Raw genomic sequence first — 20,472 nt, forward strand, 5'->3', positions numbered from 1 at the left:
AAATTCAATATATTGTCCTAAAATTATTCTAAATCTTTCAGATCTCCTTTTGCCACATAAATAATCGCCCATTTGCTTTCCTCACTATCCCGCCAGAGTTCAAATAGGAAGTTTTCCCCTTCCAGATTTACCTGCACCCAGCTGGTATTTTTACTTTCAGACACAGCGGTAACTTCAAAGTTTATCTTCTTATTCTTCATTATATCTTCAAATTTTTTAAAACTTTCATCTCCGGAGAAGTAAATCTGGGCAACTTTTTTCTTACCCTTTTTGAAGTTTTCTAAAGCTTTTTTTACCACCTCTTTACTATCTTCAGGGTAATTTTTTATGGCTTCTTCAAGTTGAGCTTTACCTGAAAGCTTGCTGGCTATTTTATCTAAAATCTGGATATCCGGAAGCTTATTACCCAGACTCTCAAAAGGTGTACCTTCTAAAATGGTGCATCCCGAAAGATATGTACTTAAGATAAGTAAAACTAATAGTTTAAGTATATTTTTCATTTAACTCCCTCCAAAAGGTTAAAAGCCGGGGTGCCAGAAGCTGGCACCCCGAAAAGTTCAATTTATCACTTTAAGTTATTTAAATCATATCTGTAATGTTCTGTAGCATCATCAGTATAGGTTGCATCGCCAACTGTGTAGCTAAAGACGTGAGCAGCAGTTGGGAGATACTTGTAAGCATCCGCCGGCGGAGTGCCCACAGCGCTGTCGTGGCAGCTCTGGCAGAGAGCGGTGTAGCTTGTAGCCTTAATCTGCTGGCCTTTGGCATTTTCTTTGTGCGGATCGTGGCAGGTAGTACAGCTCATCGCACCTACACCAAAGTGCTTGCTCTTGTAATAAAAACCATTATGGCCAGCAATATTTTTACCAGGACCATGGCAGGAACCGCAGGACATTGCATAATTGTCGGTATTATAGCCAATCATTGTGGTAATATCGGTAATATCTTTCCATCGTAAATCCTGACCAACCTGGAGATAGTAGGGTAAGTTCTTCCATCCAGTGATGTTCCTGGAGCTTGGAGATTTGACGTGGAATTCTCCAGGTCCGTGGCAGGATTCACAGCCAATACCTACTTCAATTACACCTCTATTGTTTGAACCTTTTCCTCCGTTTTCAAGTAAGCTCTTTAAAGTAGTAGAACCTTGAGAATTATTCACAACATAATTTCCGATGTTTTTCTTGGTTCCAACCCCACCCAGGCTGTTGTTAATGGAGGAAGTATTCTTCCAGGTGACGTTGTTAACAATATGGCAGTTACCGCAATTATATTTTGAGTCATTTTTCTCTTTCTTATTGTTTATAGTTCTATAGAGTTCAGAAGGATCGTTGGTGTTAGGAGTTAATAGATAAAAGTCGGTACTCAAATCTTTTCCAACAATATAGATTTTCGTCGGATCACTTGTATCATAATTTTCTCCAACTGTTGTTTTAATATAATTTGCAATATCATTGTTTAAATACCAGCTATAAATTTCTGCAACCGAAGTAAGCGGCCGGATGATATTGGCATGCCAGGTTTCTTTCCAGCCTTCGTATTCCGCTTTATGGCACTCAGCGCAGGCTTTAGAGCCTACATACTTGGCGTTAGCTTGAGAAGTACCATCGCTAACTCCTGGGATTGGAGTTACTGCATTGGAAGCACCAGCATTGGCAGCATAACCTTCGCTAGCAGGGCCTTTCCGGTGGCAGGTTTCACAGGTACCCATATTGGGTGCCCGCTTTAACGCTGAAGAACCGGCAATCTCATCAATTACCTGACCGGACCAGTAATCATTGGTTAGTGTTCTTGTCCAGAAATCTTTGGAAGTACCGTGAGCATAATGACAGGTGAGACAGGTCATGACATCGCCGTCACTCCGCTTTTCGTAGACCATGTTGGTTAAAGGCAAGAAGGCTTTAAACTCGTCAACCTTAAAGCCAACCTGGTGCCGGTATGCTTCCGTATACTGACCGGTTAACTTATCCGAAGAACCGGTACTGGTAGCTATATTTCCGGTATCGGTATTGTAATCGGTGTGACAGGCACCGCAGAATTGATTGATTCCGTAAGTGTGCTGGACGAACTCGCTGGATTTTAGGTAGTCTTTTACTTCCATTTTGACCTTCAAAGCGGGATAGAAGTAAGCGTACACCACCGTCACGCTTCCATTTTCCTGGAGTAATTTAATCTTGGTTTCGCCGCTGGTACCATCTAAAATATAGTCCACGCCTTCAGTTTTCAACTGCCCATTTACCCAAACCTGAGTCCCTTTGTTATATGGATAGCTTCTGACCCACTGGAATTTTTGGGCGTTTTCATAATACCCTGTTACTTCATTATAGATATACTCTACATTTGACTTATAGTTAAGGTAACTGTAAGCATTAACGTTGGGGTTTAAGATTCGGGCATTACCACCTAAACCGTGGGGGCTGTGGCAGGATTCGCAACCAAAGGTGATGTCCCAGGCAGTTGCATTAGCTTTGTCCGGAGTATTGTTGATTTCATAATTACCGGTAGTGTTTCCGCCTGGAGCTGCAAAAATTTGGACAGAACCGACCACATTGTGGCGAGATAGCGAAGATTCAGCACCGGTACCAAACATACCACCAAAGGTAGCTTTCCCGGTGCTGGCAATGTAACCCTCTTCCACGTTATAAGTAGTTCCAATAGTACCGTCATGGCAGGCCATACAGGTATCATATACTGTTCCCCACTGCAAAAGGGTTTGGCCTACTGCGGTGTGGGTAGCATGGCAGGCTGCACAGGCGTCGGTATTTTTGGAGTAGTTGCTGTGAATGCGGTAACTGGCAGGATTTTGTTCATTGGGGAGGTAAATTTCATTGGGATAATAAGTTGTACCATCATAGGTAAATTTCTTTACGGTAGCTTCATACTGACCTATGCCGTCTTTATAGACGCTGGAATAAACGTTATTTGTAATAGTAGAATCCGTTTTATCATACGGCACCAGCACCTGAGCGGCATAAGCCGTGGCGGTAAAAATAATTAGCATTAATACCGCCAGGATTAAAACAAGCCCTTTTCTCATGGTAAACCTCCTTGTTTTTATTACTACCCCAAGAAACCCGCTTCCTCTTCTCCTCTCCCCCCTTTCCGGAAGTAGACTGGGTCCCTCTGGGGCGGAATGTACCTCCTTGTGTAACTTTTCTCTTTTTAAACCCACTAATATATTTACGCCAATTGTAAATATTTTCCTCCTATTATTAAAAAAAATTTTAGTAAAACTATATTTAAAAAAACGACAAAACCCCTCACATCTTTTGACATGAGGGGAATAAAATAAACTATTTATTTGTATTTTCGCCACGCAATACCTTTTTCATTATTTTTCCGGTAGCATTTTTCGGGAGCTCCGGCAAAACCTCTACATAACGCGGAATTTTATAAGCAGCAAGTTTATCTCTTAAAAATTCGGAAAGTTCTTTGCGGGTAAGATTATTATACCCTTCTTTCAAGGTTATAAAAGCTTTTACCGCTTCTCCCCGCACTCCATCCGGAACTCCCACCACCGCCACTTCCCTGACTGCAGGGTGATCAAGTATCGCCCTTTCCACTTCTGTAGGATAAACATTAAAGCCGCTTACTATTATTAAATCTTTTTTCCTATCCACAATATAGAGATATCCCTGTTCATCCTTTTTGCCCAGGTCACCGGTCAAAAGACCGCCATTTACCAGGACTTTTGCCGTTTCCTCGGGTTTATTATAATAGCCTTTCATGACGTTTTTACCAAAAACCATTAACTCGCCAACTTCTCCAGGAGGAAGCTCATTTAAGTTTTCATCTACTATTTTTACCTCCATCCCCGGCAGCACTTTGCCGATAGAGCCGGGAATTCGAGGCCCCCTTCTTGGGTTCAATGTAACAATTGGAGATGCTTCGGTTAGCCCGTAGCCTTCGACAAGGGGAACCCCAAATTTTTCCTCAAAGGCATAAAAAAATTGCGGAGGCAGAGATGAGCCGCCTGATACGGCCAAATGTACTGAATTAAAGGCTTCCCGGGGTAAATATTCAAGAAGGTACACAAACATCGAAGGTACACCCAGAAAAATCGTAATTTTTTCCGCTACCAGTACTTTCCCGATCTCCCGGGGATTAAAACCATCTTCAATGGTACAGGTTGCACCGGTATAAAGGGGTGCCAGTAAACAGGCGGTCCAAGCAAAAGAATGGAATAAAGGCAATACCGCCAGGTAGTTATCATTTTCATCAACTTCCGCAAAGCGCGTAACCGAATCGGTATCAAAAATTAAATTTTCGTGGGTAAGCATGGCACCCTTGGGAAAGCCGGTAGTGCCGGAAGTATACAGTATGGTACAAACATCATTATATGTTGGTTCAATAAACTTTGCCTCCAAATTCATTATTTCCGAAGTCAAAGCTTCATTTAACACTATTACCATTTCTTCGGGTAACGGAAAACGCTCCTTTAATGTAAGCCAAATTTTTTCCTGAATTGCAACAAAACGGGCCTGAGCGTCACCAAAAATATATCTAATCTCTTCCGGAGCTAAACCCATGTTTACCGGTATGATAATACCCCCGGCTTTGACTACACCAAAATAAGTATAGACAAATTCCGGAGAATTACCTGAGACTAAGAGAACTTTATCTCCCGGCTTTAATCCTTTTTGCTGCCAAAAAACTGCATACTTTTCAATAATTTTCGCCATTTCCCGATAGGTTACTTTCCTTCCCCGAAAACTTAAAGCCGGATGCTCTGGACGAAAATTATTTTTAAAAATTTCGTGTAGATACATTACTTTGCCTCCTTAGAATTGGATTTACATTATTTTTAAACGGGTAATCCCATCGCCAATAAATTTTGCTCCCAAAACAACTAAAAAAATGCCACAGATAAATATTATAAAAAGATAAGCCGTTTGTTTAAGATGTTTTCGACCGCGGGCAATCAAGTACGAAATAAAACCATACCAGCTAAAATCCGCGAGCAAGTGACCAAGTAAAAAGGCACCTACTCCAAAAACTCCAACAATCAGGGACCTGGTTAAATAGCTTAAACCAATTGTCGCCCACCAAAGGGACCAGTAGGGATTTGCCAAAGAAACCAAGGCCCCATTAAGCATTAACCGACCCGGCTTTTGGGGTATTGAAGCACTTCCGGTTAAATCAAGGGAAATTTTTTTATAACCGGCATCTCTGGTCATGGTAAACCCAAAATAAATAAGCATCACTCCGCCCAATAGTCCAATGGCTCCAGAGACGTAAGAATTTGTAAGGATTTTCCCCAAACCCAAAAGTATTACCACCACAAGCGCAGTCTCTAATAGCGCATGTCCCAGGATTAAAAGCGGGCCTGCCCAAAATCCCCGCCGTAAACTCTCGTTGATATTTACCGTTAGAAGCGGGCCCGGCATCATCGCCCCGGAAAAGCCAACAATAAACGCCGTAACAAACAGACCAAATACTTCCACCTCTTTTCCCCCTGTCTCTTAACATTAAATTTAATATTTATTATATTCTATATCTTATAAAAAACAGAGTTTTTCCGTCAAATCGTTTTTAAAAAACAAAAAAACCTGCATTGCTGCAGGCTTTTCTTTCAAGTGGTGCCGGAGACCGGAATCGAACCGGTACGGGCCTTTAAGGGCCCCCGGGATTTTAAGTCCCGTGCGTCTGCCAGTTCCGCCACCCCGGCGAATTTATAAAAAATTATTTGATTGTTTTCATTGTGGAGGCGGCACCCGGATTCGAACCGGGGAATAAAGGTTTTGCAGACCTCTGCCTTACCACTTGGCTATGCCGCCAGGTTAGATAAATAATGGAGCGGAAGACGGGATTCGAACCCGCGACCCTCGCCTTGGCAAGGCGATGCTCTACCCCTGAGCCACTTCCGCCCGTTTTTTAATGGTGCCACGGGACGGAATCGAACCGCCGACACGAGGATTTTCAGTCCTCTGCTCTACCAACTGAGCTACCGTGGCAAGCTTTATGGCGGAGCTGACGGGATTCGAACCCGCGATCTCCTGCGTGACAGGCAGGCATGTTAGGCCCCTACACCACAGCTCCGCATCTTTATCTGCCTGTCGGCCCAACCGACATTTATTATAATACATGACATTTACTTAGAAGTCAACTACTTTTTTTGAGTTTTTTATTTTTTCAATGTTTTGATATTACCTGGTAATATTAAAAGATAACAATGCCCGGCGCAAAATTTTGGCCGCCAAGAGCGATGTACGTTCCGAAGGATCATAGACGGGCAATACTTCAACTAAATCCATGCCAACAATATTTAAAGAACTAAGTTTTACAATGGCTTCCATTATCTCAATGCTGGTAGCTCCCCCCGGTTCCGGGGTTCCGGTTCCCGGGGCAAAGGCCGGATCTACCACATCAATATCCAGGGAAATAAACACCGGCTTTTGCCCAAGTTTTTCCAACGCTTTTTCTACGCCCGCCAATACGTTTTGGCCAAGATAGTTTGATTTTTTTGTAATAAACTCCTTTTCCTCTTGGGTACCGGAACGGATACCGATATGATAAATGTTTTGCGGCCCAATAATTTCCGCTACACGCCGCATAACCGTTGCATGGGAAAGTTTTTCTCCCTGATAATGATCCCGCAAATCCGCATGAGCGTCAAAGTGAACTACAGCTAAATCGGGATACTTTTCGGCAAATTCCAGGATCACCGGATAAGTAATTAAATGTTCGCCACCGATAATTAGCGGAATTTTACCGTCACTCAACACTTTTTTCGTTACTGTCCGGATGCTGGTAAAGCTTTCTTCAATCCTGCCCAAAGTAAGCGCTACATCTCCCATATCGTAAAAGTTTACGTCATTAAGACTTTTTTCCAAATCCCAGTCATACTCCTCTAAACCAAAGGAAACCTGACGGATATGCTGGGGAGCCATGCGGGCACCTGGCCGAAAACTGACGGTAAAATCCATAGGAATACCAAATAAAACAAAGGCAGCACCTTCATAATTGTCGGAACTGCCCATAAAACCAGTAAATTTTTCAACAGGAAGCATTATCTCACCTTCTATTTGATTATCTCGGCAATAAAGTTTGGCAGCATAAAAGCCCCAAAGTGAACCTCAGCATTATAGTATTTATTGCTCGGATCAACAAATATATCTTCTTTTTTTACCGCCAGCGGGTCGTATTTCTTCGAACCTAAAGTAAAAGTCCAAACTCCGCTGGGGTAGGTGGGAACAGTAGCAAAGTAAAGCCTGGTAATGGGAAAATTCTTTCCTATTCTTGTAAAAGAATTTTTAATTATATCTCGATTGAAAAAAGGGGATTCGGTCTGGGCCACCATAATCCCGTCATCTTTTAAGCTCTCATAAACATTTTTATAAAAATCTTCACTAAAAAGTTCAACCGCCGGTCCTACCGGTTCGGTTGAATCAATGATTATGACATCATATTCCCCTTTATGTTCTTTTACATGTTTAATCCCATCTTCGACTCTTACTTCAACTTTAGGGTTCCCCATTAATGCAACGGCAATTTCCGGTAAATACTGCTTACTTACCTCAATTACTCTTTCATCAATTTCCACCAAAACTGCTTTTTTTACCTTGGGATGTTTTACTATTTCCCGAATAGTTCCGCCATCGCCGCCCCCAATTACCATAACCTTTTCAGGGTTGGGATGGGTATTTAAAGCCACGTGGGCAATCATTTCATGATAGACAAACTCATCTACAACCGTGGTTTGAACCATCCCATCTAAAACGAGCATTCGTCCAAACTGCAGAGTTTCAATTACAGCTAACTCCTGGAAAGGTGTTGTTTCCGTGTGCAATGTCCTGGTAATTTTACAGGTAATACCCACATTTGGAGTTTGTTTTTCGGTAAACCAGAGTTCCATCCTTATCCCCCTCTATTAGTACCAGAGCGGTACCGCGGCGAAAGCACAGCCGATTTTTTCAACCCTGTGTTCAGCAGACTTAATTATAGTTTTATTTAAAGCAATGCCCCTCACTTTAAAGGCTTCCTCTAACATTTGGGCAATTCTTTCTTCCGCCTCTTTGGCTGAACATTTACCCGAAAACTCCATAATTACCCCGAAATGATCAGCTTCTGAAATACCCACCCCTACAGCAGCAGCAATTAACTCACCGGGAGTGTCAGAAATTATTGCCCCATAAGCTGTTGGAACTAATGAACCCGGAGGAATCACAAGGTCATTATCCAGTTCGCAATTGGGCGGCAAAATTGAAGATACCCGCAGCAAGTTGACATTCCCAATCCGGGCTTTTAATAAGGCATTGTCAAAAGCATTTAATGCAGTTTCACCTTCCGCAGCGGCGGCTGTCACAAAGTATTTCTTTGGGGTTGGTAACATGTTTTTGCCTCCTTTTTTTAACTTTCCAAATTAAACAATGAATATTATAGCAAAAACCTGAAAAAAATAAACATCTTTTAACATTATTCTTAAAAATTTTTCGTAATGGCTTAATAACCCGTAAATCTGCTCCCGAATTGCCATTAAATGCACAGTTTTAACGCCTTTTCGTAAAACTCCATGCCCCTTGCTTCCATGTTTTGAGCCAGTTTAATAAATTCATTAATCTTAGCCACCATAACCCTCCTGCTTTCCAATTGTATTGTCATAAAAAATTAGGGTACGAACCAGCTCTTCATGACTAAACCCCTGGGGGAAATTTCCCCACTGTTCGCCAGTACGCGGGTCATAATGCTCCGCCATTAATTTTAACGGACTTGCCGATTTTAAAGTCCTTTCCAAAAATTTCTCAGCTTTCTCCAAGCATCCCATTCTTAAATACTGACGGATTAACCAAAACGTACAAAGATAAAAGGGCAAAACTGCTCCTTCAAACCGCAAAACCGCGCCGTGAAAATTAAGCTTTTGCTCAATATACTTTACTGTATTTATCATTCTTTCGTCCATCGCCGGCAGCACACCAAACTCGGTTATTGCCAGAACCGAACTATCAGCAGGAGCATCAGGACCATAATGCTGGAGAAAAGCTTGCTTTTCTTCACTGTATCCCCTAGATAACAGATTTTCTTTTATTTCTCCGGCAGTTTTTAGATATTCCCTGGCCCGGGGATAATCTTTTAATGCCGACGCAATTTTAGCCCCGGCGATCATTCCGGCATAACACATTACCTTGCCAAAAACCCACTGCCGTTTTTTATCCCTAAACTCCCAGATGCCGTGCTCCGGTTTATCCCAGTTGCGGGCGGTAAACTCTAAGGCTTTTTTTATTTTTGGATAGGCTTCCGCCAGAAAGTTCGCATCCCTGGTAAAAAGCCAGTGTTTCCACAAGCCATAAACGATATTCCCTTCATTATCGAGCTGCAGCTGTTCCGCCGCTTTGTTGCCAAAACGAATGGGTTTTTCACCCTCGGGCCCCGATAACTCCGGCAAAATTATTTCGTAGGAACACAATCCTTCAATGGTATATAAGGGGTTTTCAAAGTGATCCGCTTTCTCTAAAAGTTTTAGAGAAAACTCATAAAACTTTCGGGATTCTTGGTGAAATCCCGCCAGATCAAAGGCATAAGCGGTATAAAAACCGTCTCTTAACCAGCAAAAACGGTAGTCCCAATTATCCTCTCCATTGGGGTAGGCTGGGAACGAAGCGGTGGGAGCAGCAATAATAGCTCCCGTTGGTTCATAGGTCAAAAGTTTTAAAACCATTAAACTTCGCTCGTAAAACTCCTGCCAAGAAGCTGGAACATTTTTTAGCTCCTTTTTTGGTAAAAACCAGCGCTCCCAAAATGCCATTACCTCAAAAAGTTCTCTATCGCTTATCTTAACCAAAGCCTGATATGCCTGTTCCAAATTATTACCATAACTTAGCACAATCTGCAACCTGTCGTCGGAAATTTTCCTGAAATCAATAAAAAAACCCACTCCAGGCCCTTGCACCTGCCATTGCTGCTCAGTTTTTTTTACAGCAAACTCTAAGTGATTAAATTTTGTTAATTCTACCTCAACTTCAATTTTAGCCACGTCCCCAAAAACTTCGCGAACCAAGAGATTTTTTCCCCAGGGCATATAATCCACAACTCTATATTCCCCGGAATTAGAAACAATTATTGTTTCTAATACCGCTCCCTTTCCCAAATACCGTTGGTCTTTTGTAAAAGTCTTTTCCCCTAATTTAAGGGTTATTCCCCCTCCAACTTGCGGCGATAGAGCTTTTGCAAATACTGGTAAGCCATCGAACTTAGGCAAGCAGAGCCAGCATATTTTGGCTTCGCTATCTATTAAAGCTGCTGTGATCCCATTACCGATAATTGCCCAACCCTTTTTCTCCATAAACCTCACCCTGCTTTCGCAAGCTTACCAGTAAATTAGTAAGTGGAGTCAGCCAAAGATAAAAAGCGTATAAAATGTAAGCTTTTGGGTTTACCTGTAAAGCCGCTCCTGATAAAATTGCTGCCATATTCCAGGGAATAAGTGGCGCTAAAACTACTGCCGAATCCGCTAAAATTCTTGAAAGTTCGTTAGCATTAGCCTTACGTTTAAACTCATCCCTAAGGGTCATTCCGGGAATCATTATAGCTAAAGCTTGGGTACAGGTCACCATTAAAAGCAATACTGCTAAAATCATTATGCCAAAGGTGAGGGAAAAATATGACTTAATATGAGCTAAAGGTCGAATTAACAAAGTAGTAAATACTCCCGTATTAATTAATATTCCTGCCATTGCTGATGCGACCAAAATAATCGAAACTAAAGATAAATACCTTAGCACGCCACCTCCCGCAAGGGCTTTAAGCCCCTTAGGAGCTTCAAAACCAGTAAATGCCTCTAACAGAAGTTTTTGTATTGGAACCTTTTGATAAACAATTCCCAAAATAAAACTTAAAACTACATTTATAAAAAGGTTAATTTTTATGGAAACTCTAACCAACGCTAAAATAAGGAATAACAAAGGTAAGAGCAACAAAACCGGACTTAAGTAAAAGTTACTTTGTAAAAGTTTTAAATAAGTAGAAGTTATTCCCGCTTCTTTAGTTGGACTTAACATGCCGAAAACAAAGTAAAGAAAAATTGTAAGTACAAAAGGAAGGTAAGTAGTTTTTAACATAAGTTTTAGATTATCCTCAACCTTGGTGCCGGTAACTTCAGCCGTCAAATAAAGGCTGGTAGAAACCGGCGATATCCGGTCACCAAAAAATGCTCCAGCAACCACCGCACCGGCTATCATTTCCGGAGGCAAGTTAAGCCCCCGGCCAATTCCCATCAATACAACTCCTAAAGTACTAATGGTTCCAAGGGAAGTACCGATAACTAAAGATAAAAGAACACTTAATAAAAAAACCTCTACCAGGAAAAACTTTGGTTCAACCAACTGTAAACCATAATAAATCATGGTGGCAATGGTACCACCGGCTAACCAAAGAGCAATTAAAGCCCCAAGCAAGGTAAACATTACAATGATCGTCCAAACCGACTTAATTCCTTCTAACGCAGACCGATAAATAAATCGATAATCATAACCATCAATTAAAGCAAAAATTATTGTAAAGAAAAAAGCCAGTACCATCGGGTAAACCGGTGACAGGTTTAACACGGTTATCGCCAAGATTAAAGTAACAACTGCAATAAAAGGCGGTAAAAAAGTGAGTCGGGGTTTAATTGATGCTGTATCCGTCATTTTTAAGCTGCTCCTTGATTTTAAAACCGTTAGAAAATTGGTTAAGAGATATGTAAAAATTTTCTTGGGTAGTAGCAATTTTTAAACCTTCATATTTTCCATCTTTTAACAATATTATATTTTTAATCTCCTTTTTGGGAAAAACCTTTTTTCCTTCCTGACTTTCATAAATTAACATTTCCGGAGTTACCTCAAAAGTTACTGAAAGTTTTTTAAAGTTTTTCCGAGAAACAAGCCAGACCGGAATATTTATGAGATATAAACTAAGCACAATTAAAACAAATGCAGATACCGAAATTAAGCCACTTTTAACCCCTTGAGGGTATAATACCCCGGCTAAAACCAAAGGTGTACCCAGTAATAATATTAACGATGACAAAAGGTATTTATCTATCCTACTCTTATTATCAAACTTCATCCCTATCCCCCTTTAACCTAAATATATCTTACTTCCGTTATCATTCCAACACCAAAAATATCATAACGCAATTTAAAACCTCCCAGAGAGCCAGGGAGGCTAAAGGTATACCTAATAATTTACGCTCAAAGCTTTAATTAACATCGTGGCATAACTTCCCCGGGGAAGGAAAAATTTTAACTGTAATTTTTGTTTTCCCGGGTAAAGTTCATCTTTGACAAGGTTTCCTACATGAAACCCTTCGGGAATTACCACCGCAGGTCTTAAAAACGATTTAAAATAAACCTTACGGATTTTTCGTAAATTAAAATCACCACTTTTCAAGCCTTCCCGTTCCAAGATTTTAAAGTACTCCCGCCGCACTTCCTCGTTGGGGAAGGGAACTTTTTGGGCTGCTGTTGGCAGCATTAAACTTTTTAAATAAGTAAAACTCTTTTTCGGTAGTGTTAAATAAAATAAATAGTCATCTACTACCCCCGGATACGCTCTTAGCTCAATTCCTTGATTTAAGAGGACTTCTTTTAATAAGTTATTGTAAAGGTAACCTTGATAAGCAGCAAAGTAAAGAGAAAGCTGTTCTTTAGGAATTAAATTTATCGCTCCCGCAAAGTTTTTTGGTTCCTTTTCTAATAAACTAAAAATTTCCCGTTCCACTCGAGTTTTAGAAGCTTCAAGACACACGGACCAATTACCCCAGTTAGCCATAAAAAACCTTTTTCTTTCCTTTGCTTCCTTTGATTCTTCGGGATAAATCGAGGTTAAATAAATCTTTAAAGCTCCATTAAGATGACCCAGCAATAATTTTTTTGCAAAAAAGCCTTGTTCTTTATCGTAACTTCCAAAGCGCTGGTCATCAAAGTAATTGGGAAAACCGTACTTTTTAACGTTTTCTCCCCTTTTTATCAGGTCGCGCCCCTCTTCTCCGGAAAGAGCCCGTAATGTTATCTCAAAATGATTTCCCGCAATTAATTCCGGGCTCATTGGCAAATTAAGATAACCCATTAAAGTCAACTTTAAATTTTTTTCCCGGGTCGTTAAATTTTTGGTAGCTCTGACTGTTATGTATTGAAAAGTATGGCCATAGCGGTCCTTCCTTCCGCCATAACCAATTTCCGAAAGTCTTAAACCGTTTTCGGCAGCAATTCTCTGCAAGGCATCTAAAGTATTCCAATAGCGTTTTTCTAAAAGATAAACTTTAAAATCTCCTTCTTTTAAGATTGGTGCCTTGATTTCCTCTTTGACGATAAAATCGTCAGGTTTGACTTTAAGCTTCATCCTGTGACCTCCTGTCTTCTCTCTAATTTTATCATAACCTGGCAATAAACAATTAAAAAATTGCTGTCCAAAGCAAAATTACATTGCAGCTTCCAATTATTGCCGTTAAAAACCATCCCAAAATTAACAGATATTTATTGGCAATATTATTTAAAAACCAGAGGAGCACGATTAAAACAAACGGCAAAACAAAGCTCAAAACCACCTGACTTAAAAGCAAAAGCTCTATTTCACCCAGGCCTTTTAAAAAGAAATACAGCGCCGGGGTTATGATTATCATTTTTCTCGAAAGTGCCGAAAGATTTACGGGTAAAAACTTTTCTAAAAGATTTTGTCCCGCTATCGTACCCGTGAGGGATGAACTAAGGCCGCATAGCACCAGGGCCAATCCAAAGATCAGTGCTGCCCAACCGTTTAACACCGGTTCAAGGGTATGATAGGCAAGCCTCAGGGAATCCACCGCTACTCCACAATCATAGAACATATCTTTGGCCACAACAATCATCGCCGAATTAACCAAAAACGCCAGATTTAACGCAATTAAATTTTCTAAAAAAACCACTGGGAAATCTTTAGTAGTTATTATTCTCTGCTTTAGTTTTTCCGCTATCAAATCACTGTGCAAAAAAAGATTATGAGGCATAACGGTAGCCCCAAGCATACTCAACACTACAAAAAGAAAATCACCATCCAGCTTGACACCTAAATTAATAAGGTTATAAATCTTGGGTTTTAAAATTAACAGCTCCATAAGATAAGTAAAACCTATAGCAGCTAAAAAACCCATAATTAAAAACTCGACTTTGCGATTCCCCTGCCTTTCAAAAAAATAACCACAAACAACAAATACCACGGCGATTATAACGCTTTTTAAAAGATCCAACCCCAGAATTAAACTAAATCCCAGGGCTGCTCCTACGAACTCCGCCACATCGGTAGCCATTGCTCCGGTTACCGCCAACACTCCGTAGAAAGCGACCAGAGGTTTCGGTAATTTTTCCACAATATTTTCCGCCAGGCTTTTTCCGGTCTTTAAAGTTAAATAGGCAACCAACGATTGAAACAAAATAGCTAAAAAATTGCATAACAGCACCGTTATTAACATGATCGAACCATAACGCGAACCTCCAGCAAAGTTTGCCGCCCAGTTTCCCGGATCAATATAACCAATGGAAACTAAAAAAGCCGGTCCCATAAAAGCGGTAAACTTGTAAAAAAACCTACTCCGGGCTTTTATCTCCAAGACCATTGTTCTCCCTCCAGTCGTCTACTATTTTATGACCGGAGGCTAAAAAAGGTTAAAGCCCGGCTTAAAGCCGGGCTATTAGCCTTTTACTTTTTTCTCCCCTTTCCATTCTAAGTTTCTTAGAACAAATTTTTGGATCTTACCTGTAGGGGTTTTGGGTAACGCATCAACAAACTCAATTTTCTTTGGAACCTTAAATCCAGCCATTTTCTCGCGACAATAAGCTATTAATTCTTCGGGAGTAACCGAAGCCCCTTCCCTTAAAACTATAAACGCTTTAGGAACTTCACCCCAGCGCTCATCAGGAGATGCTACCACTGCTACTTCATATACCGCAGGATGGGAATATAAAACGTTTTCAACTTCAACTGAAGAGATATTTTCTCCACCAGAAATGATAATATCCTTGGAGCGATCCATTATTTCAATATACCCGTTAGGATGCATTACTGCTAAATCACCACTGTGGAACCAGCCGCCAGCAAAAGCTTTAGCCGTATCTTCGGGTGCTTTATAATATCCCGCCATCACACCGTTTCCTCGCATAACAATTTCTCCCATGGTTTTGCCATCAGCTGGTACATCATTCATTTCTGCATCCACAACTCTTACTTCACCGGTAGTAACCATAGGTACTCCCTGCCTTGCTTTGTAAATAGCCTTTTCCTCGGCGGATAAATTATCCCACTCGGGATGCCATTCGCACACGGTAAAGGGTCCATACACCTCAGTTAAACCATAGACGTGGACAACCTCAACCCCGAGGCGTTCCATTTTACTAATAATTGTAGGTGAAGGAGCTGCACCAGCAATAAAGGCCCGAATTGGGTGGTTAAATTTTAAACCTTCCGCTTTTTTCGCAGCAGTCATAGCATTAAAAACAACCGGCGCCCCGCAGAAATTAGTTATTTTTTCCTTTTCGATAATTTCCAGGGCTGCTTCCGGTTCAAATTTTCTAAAGCAGTAATGAGTAGCACCTACTGCAGTTACGGCCCAGGTAAAACACCAGCCATTGCAGTGAAACATCGGTAAAATCCAGAGGTATTTAGAATACTGATTTAACCCCATCTCAATTACTTCTGAAAGACTGTTTAAATAAGCCCCCCGATGGGTATACTGTACTCCTTTGGGAAATCCGGTGGTCCCGGAAGTGTAGTTTAAAGTTATAGGCTCAAACTCATCTTCAATAGGTATTGGTAAATCTTCCGGCTCTCCCTCCTGCAAAAATTCTTCATAATCCACCGCCGGAAGTTTAGTTTCCCTGGGAACCTGATTTATCATTACAATCTTTTGCACCGTTTCCAACTGGTCGTAAATAGGTTCAATTAAAGATGCAAGCTCCGAATCCACAATCAAGATTTTACTTTCGGAGTGATTTAAAATATACAGGATTTCATTGGATTTAAGCCGGGTATTAATGCTCACCAATACCCCACGTGCCAGCGGCACCCCATAATGCCCTTCCAAAAAGGGATGAATATTCGGGGCAAGATAGGCTACCTTGTCCCACTTGCCAATACCATATTTTTTCAAAGCAGAGGCCAGGCGATTTACCCTTTCCTTAAACTCCCGGTAGGTAAATCTCCTCTCCCCATCTACAACAGCAGTTTTCTCCGGAAACACATAAGCTGCTCTTTTTAAAAACCAGAGCGGTGTTAAAAGTTGTCGATTAACTTCAATAGCCATAAATACTCCTCCCCCTTTTTTTAAAATATTTTTTGTTTTTTGAATATTTATATTATTTTATATTTTTATTTTTTTGTCAATAAATTCCTTAAGTGTATACAAAAAACCGGTACATTCGTACCGGTTAGAAAATAAACTTCCTTAATATTTGCCTTGCTTCCTTTAAATTTGTAGGTATTCCCAGTTTTCCTTCAAAATCCTCAAAAAGCTTTACCAGTAATGGTGCTTTTAACCCATTTTGTTCTAATAATTGGCGATTGGTTAAGATGCTTTTATCCCCTTCCGCCACCACACGCCCAGCATTCAAAACCACCACGTAATCGGCCCATTCCAGTGCCCAGTCCAGGTCATGGGTGCTGACAATTACCGTTTTCCCCTCATTATTTAACCTGTTTAAAATAGCAGTAATTTCTTCCTGACCTCTTGGGTCAAGATAAGCCATGGGTTCATCTAATACCACAATGTCCGGCTCCATCGCTAAAACTCCCGCAATGGCAGCGCGCTTTTTCTGTCCCAAACTTAAATGATGGGGCGGTCTTTCTCTTAAATCCCACATATCCACGGCTTTCAGAGCTTCCTCAACCCGCCTCAAAATTTCCTTTTTATCAAGTTCAAGATTTTGCGGTCCAAACGCCACATCATCAAAAATGGTAGAAGCAAAAAGCTGGTCATCGGGGTCCTGAAAAACAAGCCCAACCTTTTTTCTAATCTCCCGGATATTTTCCTCATTAATAACTTTTCCGAAAATCTTCACTCGTCCTCTACTTGCGGTATAAAGGCCATTTAAATGCAAAAGTAAAGTTGATTTCCCCGCACCATTATGACCTAAAATAACCGTTTTTGACCTTTCCGGTATAACAAAAGATACTCCATCTAAAGCCTTATTTCCATCGGGATAAAAAAACGTTAAATTTTCTATTTCCACCGCTAAATTCATCCCAATAACCCCCAAATTAACCGCCAGGCAAGCCCATGATATTCAAAATCAAGTAACATTAAAACCCAAAACACTATCAACAAAAAAAACACAACATCCTTCCGCTTTATTCTTTTTTCCTCAAGTACCGGCCACCTGCCATTGAACCCCCGGGCCAGCATTGCCCGGTGAACCCTTTCACCTCTTAAATAAGCTCGATAAAAAAGCATGCCAATAGTCTGGCCCAAAATTTTAAAAGTTCTTTTATGCCATAAATTTTTACCTTCCTGAAAAAGCCGTGCCTTCCTTGCGGTTTGTGCTTTTTTCAACTCCTCGGAAAATAAAGCTAAATAACGTAACATAAACTCGATAGTACCTATGAACTCCTGGGGTAAACGTATCCGTGAAAGAGCCCACAGAAAATCCCGAAAACCAGTGCTTCCAAGCATTAAAGAAATAAACAACCAGATGGTAACAAGCCTAATTCCAATTACCGCTCCTTTTATAAGCCCGGTCTTGGAAAAAACAACCGGACCTAAGGTAAAAGCTACCTCTCCCGGAGTCACAAGCGGTAGCAGGATAAGAAAAATTCCAGCAAAAGCAAAAAAGTACAAAAACCGGGTAAGCAAAAAGTTTAAAGGCAAACGGGCAAGAAGCACCAAGGTAATTGCCAGCCATAAATTAAGAAATAGCGGTATAAAACTTTTTATGATGCTGCTTAAGACAATTAACAAAAAAAAGCCTGTAACTTTAATCCTTGGATCAAGTTTGTTAAAAATGCGACTTTGTTTTTTTATATCTTCCAGGTGCCAGTGACTTTTTTTCATTTTACACCCCTTTTCCATTATGACAAAAAAAAGAAAAATAGCCAATAAGCGAAGCTGCTTACCGGCCGGGAATTTTATCTAAAATGCCAAGGTTTAGATAATTTTACCGGCTTCCAAGCTTTTTTCCAATGAACCAGGCAACCCCAAAAGTCAGCAATGTACCAAAAACTCCGGCTACCCCTGTTGCCAACTTTTCGTTTTTAATACCAGGAAAAACATAATCGGCAGCCGGTGAAACTAAAATCGTCTTGCTCCTTTCTTCCAAACCAAAATCCTTAAGAACTCTATCTAAACCATCCGGATTAGCCGAAGCAAAAGGCGACAATAATAGCGCCAGCAAAAGGGCAGTAACTAAACCAATTAATATTTTATTTTTCATTTATTGCTACCTCCTTTATCCCTTGAAAAAACCCTACACCAAAAATCTTTTCCAGATACGTTACCGCTATTAAAGTAATAAACGCTTCGCCTAAACCAATAAAACTATGCCAGAAAAGCAAAGCCCCGGCAGCAACTTTAAAGGACAGCAACCCTGATAATGAAATTTCAACGGATGCTGCTAAAGCTCCAGCCACCACCGAAAGCCAGCTACCTCCAATTAACCCTAAAGTTTTCCCGGTTTTTCCTGGAATTATTCTCTGCATCAATTGGTAAAACAAATACCCCGTAAAAACTCCTATTACCGCCATGTTAAAGACATTAGCTCCCAGAGCTGTAATGCCGCCATCCGAGAAAAATACCGCCTGAACAAATAATACCGTGGTAAGGGCTAAAACGGCATTCCAGGGACCAAGTAAAGCCGCTGCCAGCATTCCCCCCAGCAAATGACCTGAAGTACCACCAATAATCGGAAAGTTTAGCATTTGTGCGGCAAAGATAAACGCAGAAACCACCCCAAGCATGGGGATTTGCCGCTCTCCTAACTGCCCTTTGCTTTTCTTAAGCGAAAGCCCTACCACTCCTGCTGAAACTCCCGCCGTAATTATCAAAACTTCCGGGCTTAAAATTCCATCAGCAATATGCATAAAATCCCCTCCTGAATGTTTATAAAAACAAAAAGCCACCGAAACCGAGCTTCCTGCTCTCGGCCTTCGTGGCTTTTTTGTCCATTTATAAAATTGTCCTTTTTGTTAACAACAAATCGATGCTAAACCCTTCTGGGTTTGTTTTCTAATGTAAATTATACTACATTTATTCCTTTTTTCCTTCTTAATATAAAAATATTTTTTTCACAAATTACCTTTCCACCAGTACCGCCATACCCATACCACCGCCAACACATAAGGTAGCGATGCCCCGTCTTAAATTCCGCCGTTTTAACTCATAAAGTAAAGTTACTATAATCCGGGCTCCGGTAGCTCCGACCGGGTGCCCAAGACCAATACCACTTCCCTTTACGTTTACCTTATTCCTATCTAACTCTAAAAGCTTTTCACAGGCAAGGTACTGGGCAGCAAATGCTTCATTTAACTCAATTAAGTCAATTTCCGCTAAACTAAGCCCTGTCTTCTTTAAAAGTTTTTGAACCGCCGGCACCGGTCCATATCCCATTAACTCCGGCTCAACTCCCGCCCAGGCATAAGCTCTAATATAACCAAGCGGCTCCATACCATACTGCCTTGCCGTCTTCTCCCGCATCATTAAAACCGCCGCTGCTCCATCATTTAAACCGGAAGAATTCCCTGCGGTAACCGTGCCGTCTTTAACAAAAGTGGGAGGAAGAGCCGCTAATTTTTCTAAGGAAATATCCCGGCGCGGGTGCTCATCGGTCGTCACCAAGACTTTTTCTTTTTTGTTTTTAACTTCCACCGGCACAATTTCCTCGGTAAACCAACCATTATCTATAGCTTCAACGGCAAGTTTATGGCTCCTATATGCAATTTCATCTTGTTCCTCCCGGGAAATATTATATTTACGGGCTAAATTTTCCGCCGTTACCCCCATTAAAATTTTATGCAGCGGATCAGTCAAAAGCTCCCAGAGAGCATCGGTCATCTCCCCGTGGGTAAGCCTCTGCCCCCAACGGGCGGTTTTTAACACAAAGGGAGCCGTACTCATACTTTCCACACCACCGGCAATAATTATGTCGTTATCGCCCAAAGCCAATTCCTGATACGCCGAAACAATCGCCTGCATCCCGGAACTGCACTGACGCTGCACAGTAAAACCGGTGGTTGTGTAGGGCAGTCCAGCCATCAAAGCCGCAGTCCGCCCCAAATTTGGCTCATCGGTATTCATCAGGCAGTTCCCCAGTATAACCTCATCTACTTTTTCCAGCGGAAAGGGTAAATCCCTTATTAACTCCTTATATAACTGTCGCCGCTAAATTACCTGCAGATACATTTTTAAACTGTCCCCCAAAACTCCCGATAGGCGTCCGTTTAGCCCGGACAATCGCCACATCCACCAAAGCCTAATCCCCCTTGTTTTAAATTTATGTCTCTTTTTATGTTAAATGACAATTTTAAATATTTCAACAATTT

17 protein-coding genes, 5 tRNA genes and 1 pseudogene are annotated in these 20,472 nt (G+C 41.1%); all 23 read right to left on the bottom strand.

All coding sequences use genetic code 11. The features are described 5' to 3' along the window. Positions 1 to 23: 23 nt before the first annotated feature. The 23 genes and pseudogenes from CHY_RS07520 to CHY_RS07630 all read right to left on the bottom strand — a co-directional run bounded on the left by CHY_RS07520 (position 24) and on the right by CHY_RS07630 (position 20,399). Positions 24 to 500: a hypothetical protein gene (locus CHY_RS07520; RefSeq protein ID WP_011344513.1), complete on the bottom strand. Its 477-nt coding sequence runs from the start codon at positions 498 to 500 to the stop codon at positions 24 to 26. Positions 501 to 565: 65 nt separating this feature from the next. Then, entirely contained in the window at positions 566 to 3,034 is a 2,469-nt protein-coding gene (locus CHY_RS07525; RefSeq protein ID WP_011344514.1) for a cytochrome c3 family protein, read from the bottom strand. A gap of 256 nt (positions 3,035 to 3,290) precedes the next feature. After that, on the bottom strand, positions 3,291 to 4,766 hold the full coding sequence (locus CHY_RS07530) for a long-chain-fatty-acid--CoA ligase (protein WP_011344516.1): 1,476 nt from the start codon (positions 4,764 to 4,766) through the stop codon (positions 3,291 to 3,293). Between the two features lie 24 nt (positions 4,767 to 4,790). Further along, complete coding sequence (locus CHY_RS07535) at positions 4,791 to 5,441, bottom strand: LysE family transporter (protein ID WP_011344517.1); 651 nt, start codon at positions 5,439 to 5,441, stop codon at positions 4,791 to 4,793. A 133-nt stretch (positions 5,442 to 5,574) separates the two neighbouring features. After that, positions 5,575 to 5,665: transfer RNA gene (locus CHY_RS07540), tRNA-Leu, on the bottom strand. A gap of 34 nt (positions 5,666 to 5,699) precedes the next feature. Then, positions 5,700 to 5,774: transfer RNA gene (locus CHY_RS07545), tRNA-Cys, on the bottom strand. Positions 5,775 to 5,789: 15 nt separating this feature from the next. Beyond that, a tRNA-Gly gene (locus tag CHY_RS07550) sits at positions 5,790 to 5,864 on the bottom strand. Between the two features lie 11 nt (positions 5,865 to 5,875). Further along, positions 5,876 to 5,951: transfer RNA gene (locus CHY_RS07555), tRNA-Phe, on the bottom strand. Between the two features lie 8 nt (positions 5,952 to 5,959). Further along, positions 5,960 to 6,036, bottom strand: a tRNA-Asp gene (locus CHY_RS07560). Positions 6,037 to 6,143: 107 nt separating this feature from the next. After that, positions 6,144 to 7,007: an agmatinase gene (gene speB / locus CHY_RS07565; protein WP_011344518.1), complete on the bottom strand. Its 864-nt coding sequence runs from the start codon at positions 7,005 to 7,007 to the stop codon at positions 6,144 to 6,146. 11 nt (positions 7,008 to 7,018) lie between these two features. Then, a complete protein-coding gene (speE, locus tag CHY_RS07570) occupies positions 7,019 to 7,852 on the bottom strand; it encodes a polyamine aminopropyltransferase (protein WP_011344519.1) in 834 nt (277 codons plus the stop codon). Positions 7,853 to 7,867: 15 nt separating this feature from the next. Continuing rightward, the gene (locus CHY_RS07575) at positions 7,868 to 8,329 is read right to left on the bottom strand and encodes a pyruvoyl-dependent arginine decarboxylase (protein WP_011344520.1); all 462 of its coding nucleotides are present in this window, start codon (positions 8,327 to 8,329) and stop codon (positions 7,868 to 7,870) included. A 228-nt stretch (positions 8,330 to 8,557) separates the two neighbouring features. Continuing rightward, positions 8,558 to 10,276, bottom strand: coding sequence for a glycoside hydrolase family 15 protein (locus CHY_RS07580; protein WP_011344522.1), 1,719 nt, complete (start codon positions 10,274 to 10,276; stop codon positions 8,558 to 8,560). Beyond that, positions 10,245 to 11,621, bottom strand: coding sequence for a Na+/H+ antiporter NhaC family protein (locus tag CHY_RS07585; protein WP_011344523.1), 1,377 nt, complete (start codon positions 11,619 to 11,621; stop codon positions 10,245 to 10,247). The genes CHY_RS07580 and CHY_RS07585 overlap by 32 nt, the downstream gene beginning before the upstream one ends. Continuing rightward, on the bottom strand, positions 11,599 to 12,039 hold the full coding sequence (locus CHY_RS07590; RefSeq protein ID WP_011344524.1) for a hypothetical protein: 441 nt from the start codon (positions 12,037 to 12,039) through the stop codon (positions 11,599 to 11,601). Before CHY_RS07590 ends, CHY_RS07585 begins: the two co-directional genes overlap by 23 nt. A gap of 111 nt (positions 12,040 to 12,150) precedes the next feature. Beyond that, positions 12,151 to 13,359, bottom strand: a complete 1,209-nt coding sequence (gene truD / locus CHY_RS07595) for a tRNA pseudouridine(13) synthase TruD (RefSeq protein WP_226986694.1) — start codon at positions 13,357 to 13,359, stop codon at positions 12,151 to 12,153. A 7-nt stretch (positions 13,360 to 13,366) separates the two neighbouring features. After that, positions 13,367 to 14,563 (bottom strand): Nramp family divalent metal transporter, encoded by a 1,197-nt coding sequence (locus CHY_RS07600; protein WP_011344526.1) that lies wholly within the window; start codon positions 14,561 to 14,563, stop codon positions 13,367 to 13,369. Positions 14,564 to 14,638: 75 nt separating this feature from the next. Then, positions 14,639 to 16,246 carry an acyl--CoA ligase family protein gene (locus tag CHY_RS07605; protein ID WP_011344527.1) on the bottom strand — a complete coding sequence of 536 codons (1,608 nt, stop codon included), beginning with the start codon at positions 16,244 to 16,246 and terminating at the stop codon, positions 14,639 to 14,641. 124 nt (positions 16,247 to 16,370) lie between these two features. Continuing rightward, the gene (locus tag CHY_RS07610; protein ID WP_011344528.1) at positions 16,371 to 17,183 is read right to left on the bottom strand and encodes an ATP-binding cassette domain-containing protein; all 813 of its coding nucleotides are present in this window, start codon (positions 17,181 to 17,183) and stop codon (positions 16,371 to 16,373) included. Next, the gene (cbiQ, locus tag CHY_RS07615; RefSeq protein WP_011344529.1) at positions 17,180 to 17,989 is read right to left on the bottom strand and encodes a cobalt ECF transporter T component CbiQ; all 810 of its coding nucleotides are present in this window, start codon (positions 17,987 to 17,989) and stop codon (positions 17,180 to 17,182) included. The genes CHY_RS07610 and cbiQ overlap by 4 nt, the downstream gene beginning before the upstream one ends. A gap of 103 nt (positions 17,990 to 18,092) precedes the next feature. Beyond that, complete coding sequence (locus CHY_RS07620) at positions 18,093 to 18,368, bottom strand: PDGLE domain-containing protein (RefSeq protein ID WP_011344530.1); 276 nt, start codon at positions 18,366 to 18,368, stop codon at positions 18,093 to 18,095. Continuing rightward, positions 18,358 to 19,014, bottom strand: coding sequence for an energy-coupling factor ABC transporter permease (locus CHY_RS07625; RefSeq protein ID WP_011344531.1), 657 nt, complete (start codon positions 19,012 to 19,014; stop codon positions 18,358 to 18,360). The genes CHY_RS07620 and CHY_RS07625 overlap by 11 nt, the downstream gene beginning before the upstream one ends. A 211-nt stretch (positions 19,015 to 19,225) precedes the next feature. Continuing rightward, a pseudogene (locus tag CHY_RS07630) lies at positions 19,226 to 20,399 on the bottom strand (thiolase family protein). Positions 20,400 to 20,472: the final 73 nt, after the last annotated feature.

Source organism: Carboxydothermus hydrogenoformans Z-2901 (assembly GCF_000012865.1).
Classification (GTDB): Bacteria; Bacillota; Z-2901; order Carboxydothermales; family Carboxydothermaceae; genus Carboxydothermus; species Carboxydothermus hydrogenoformans.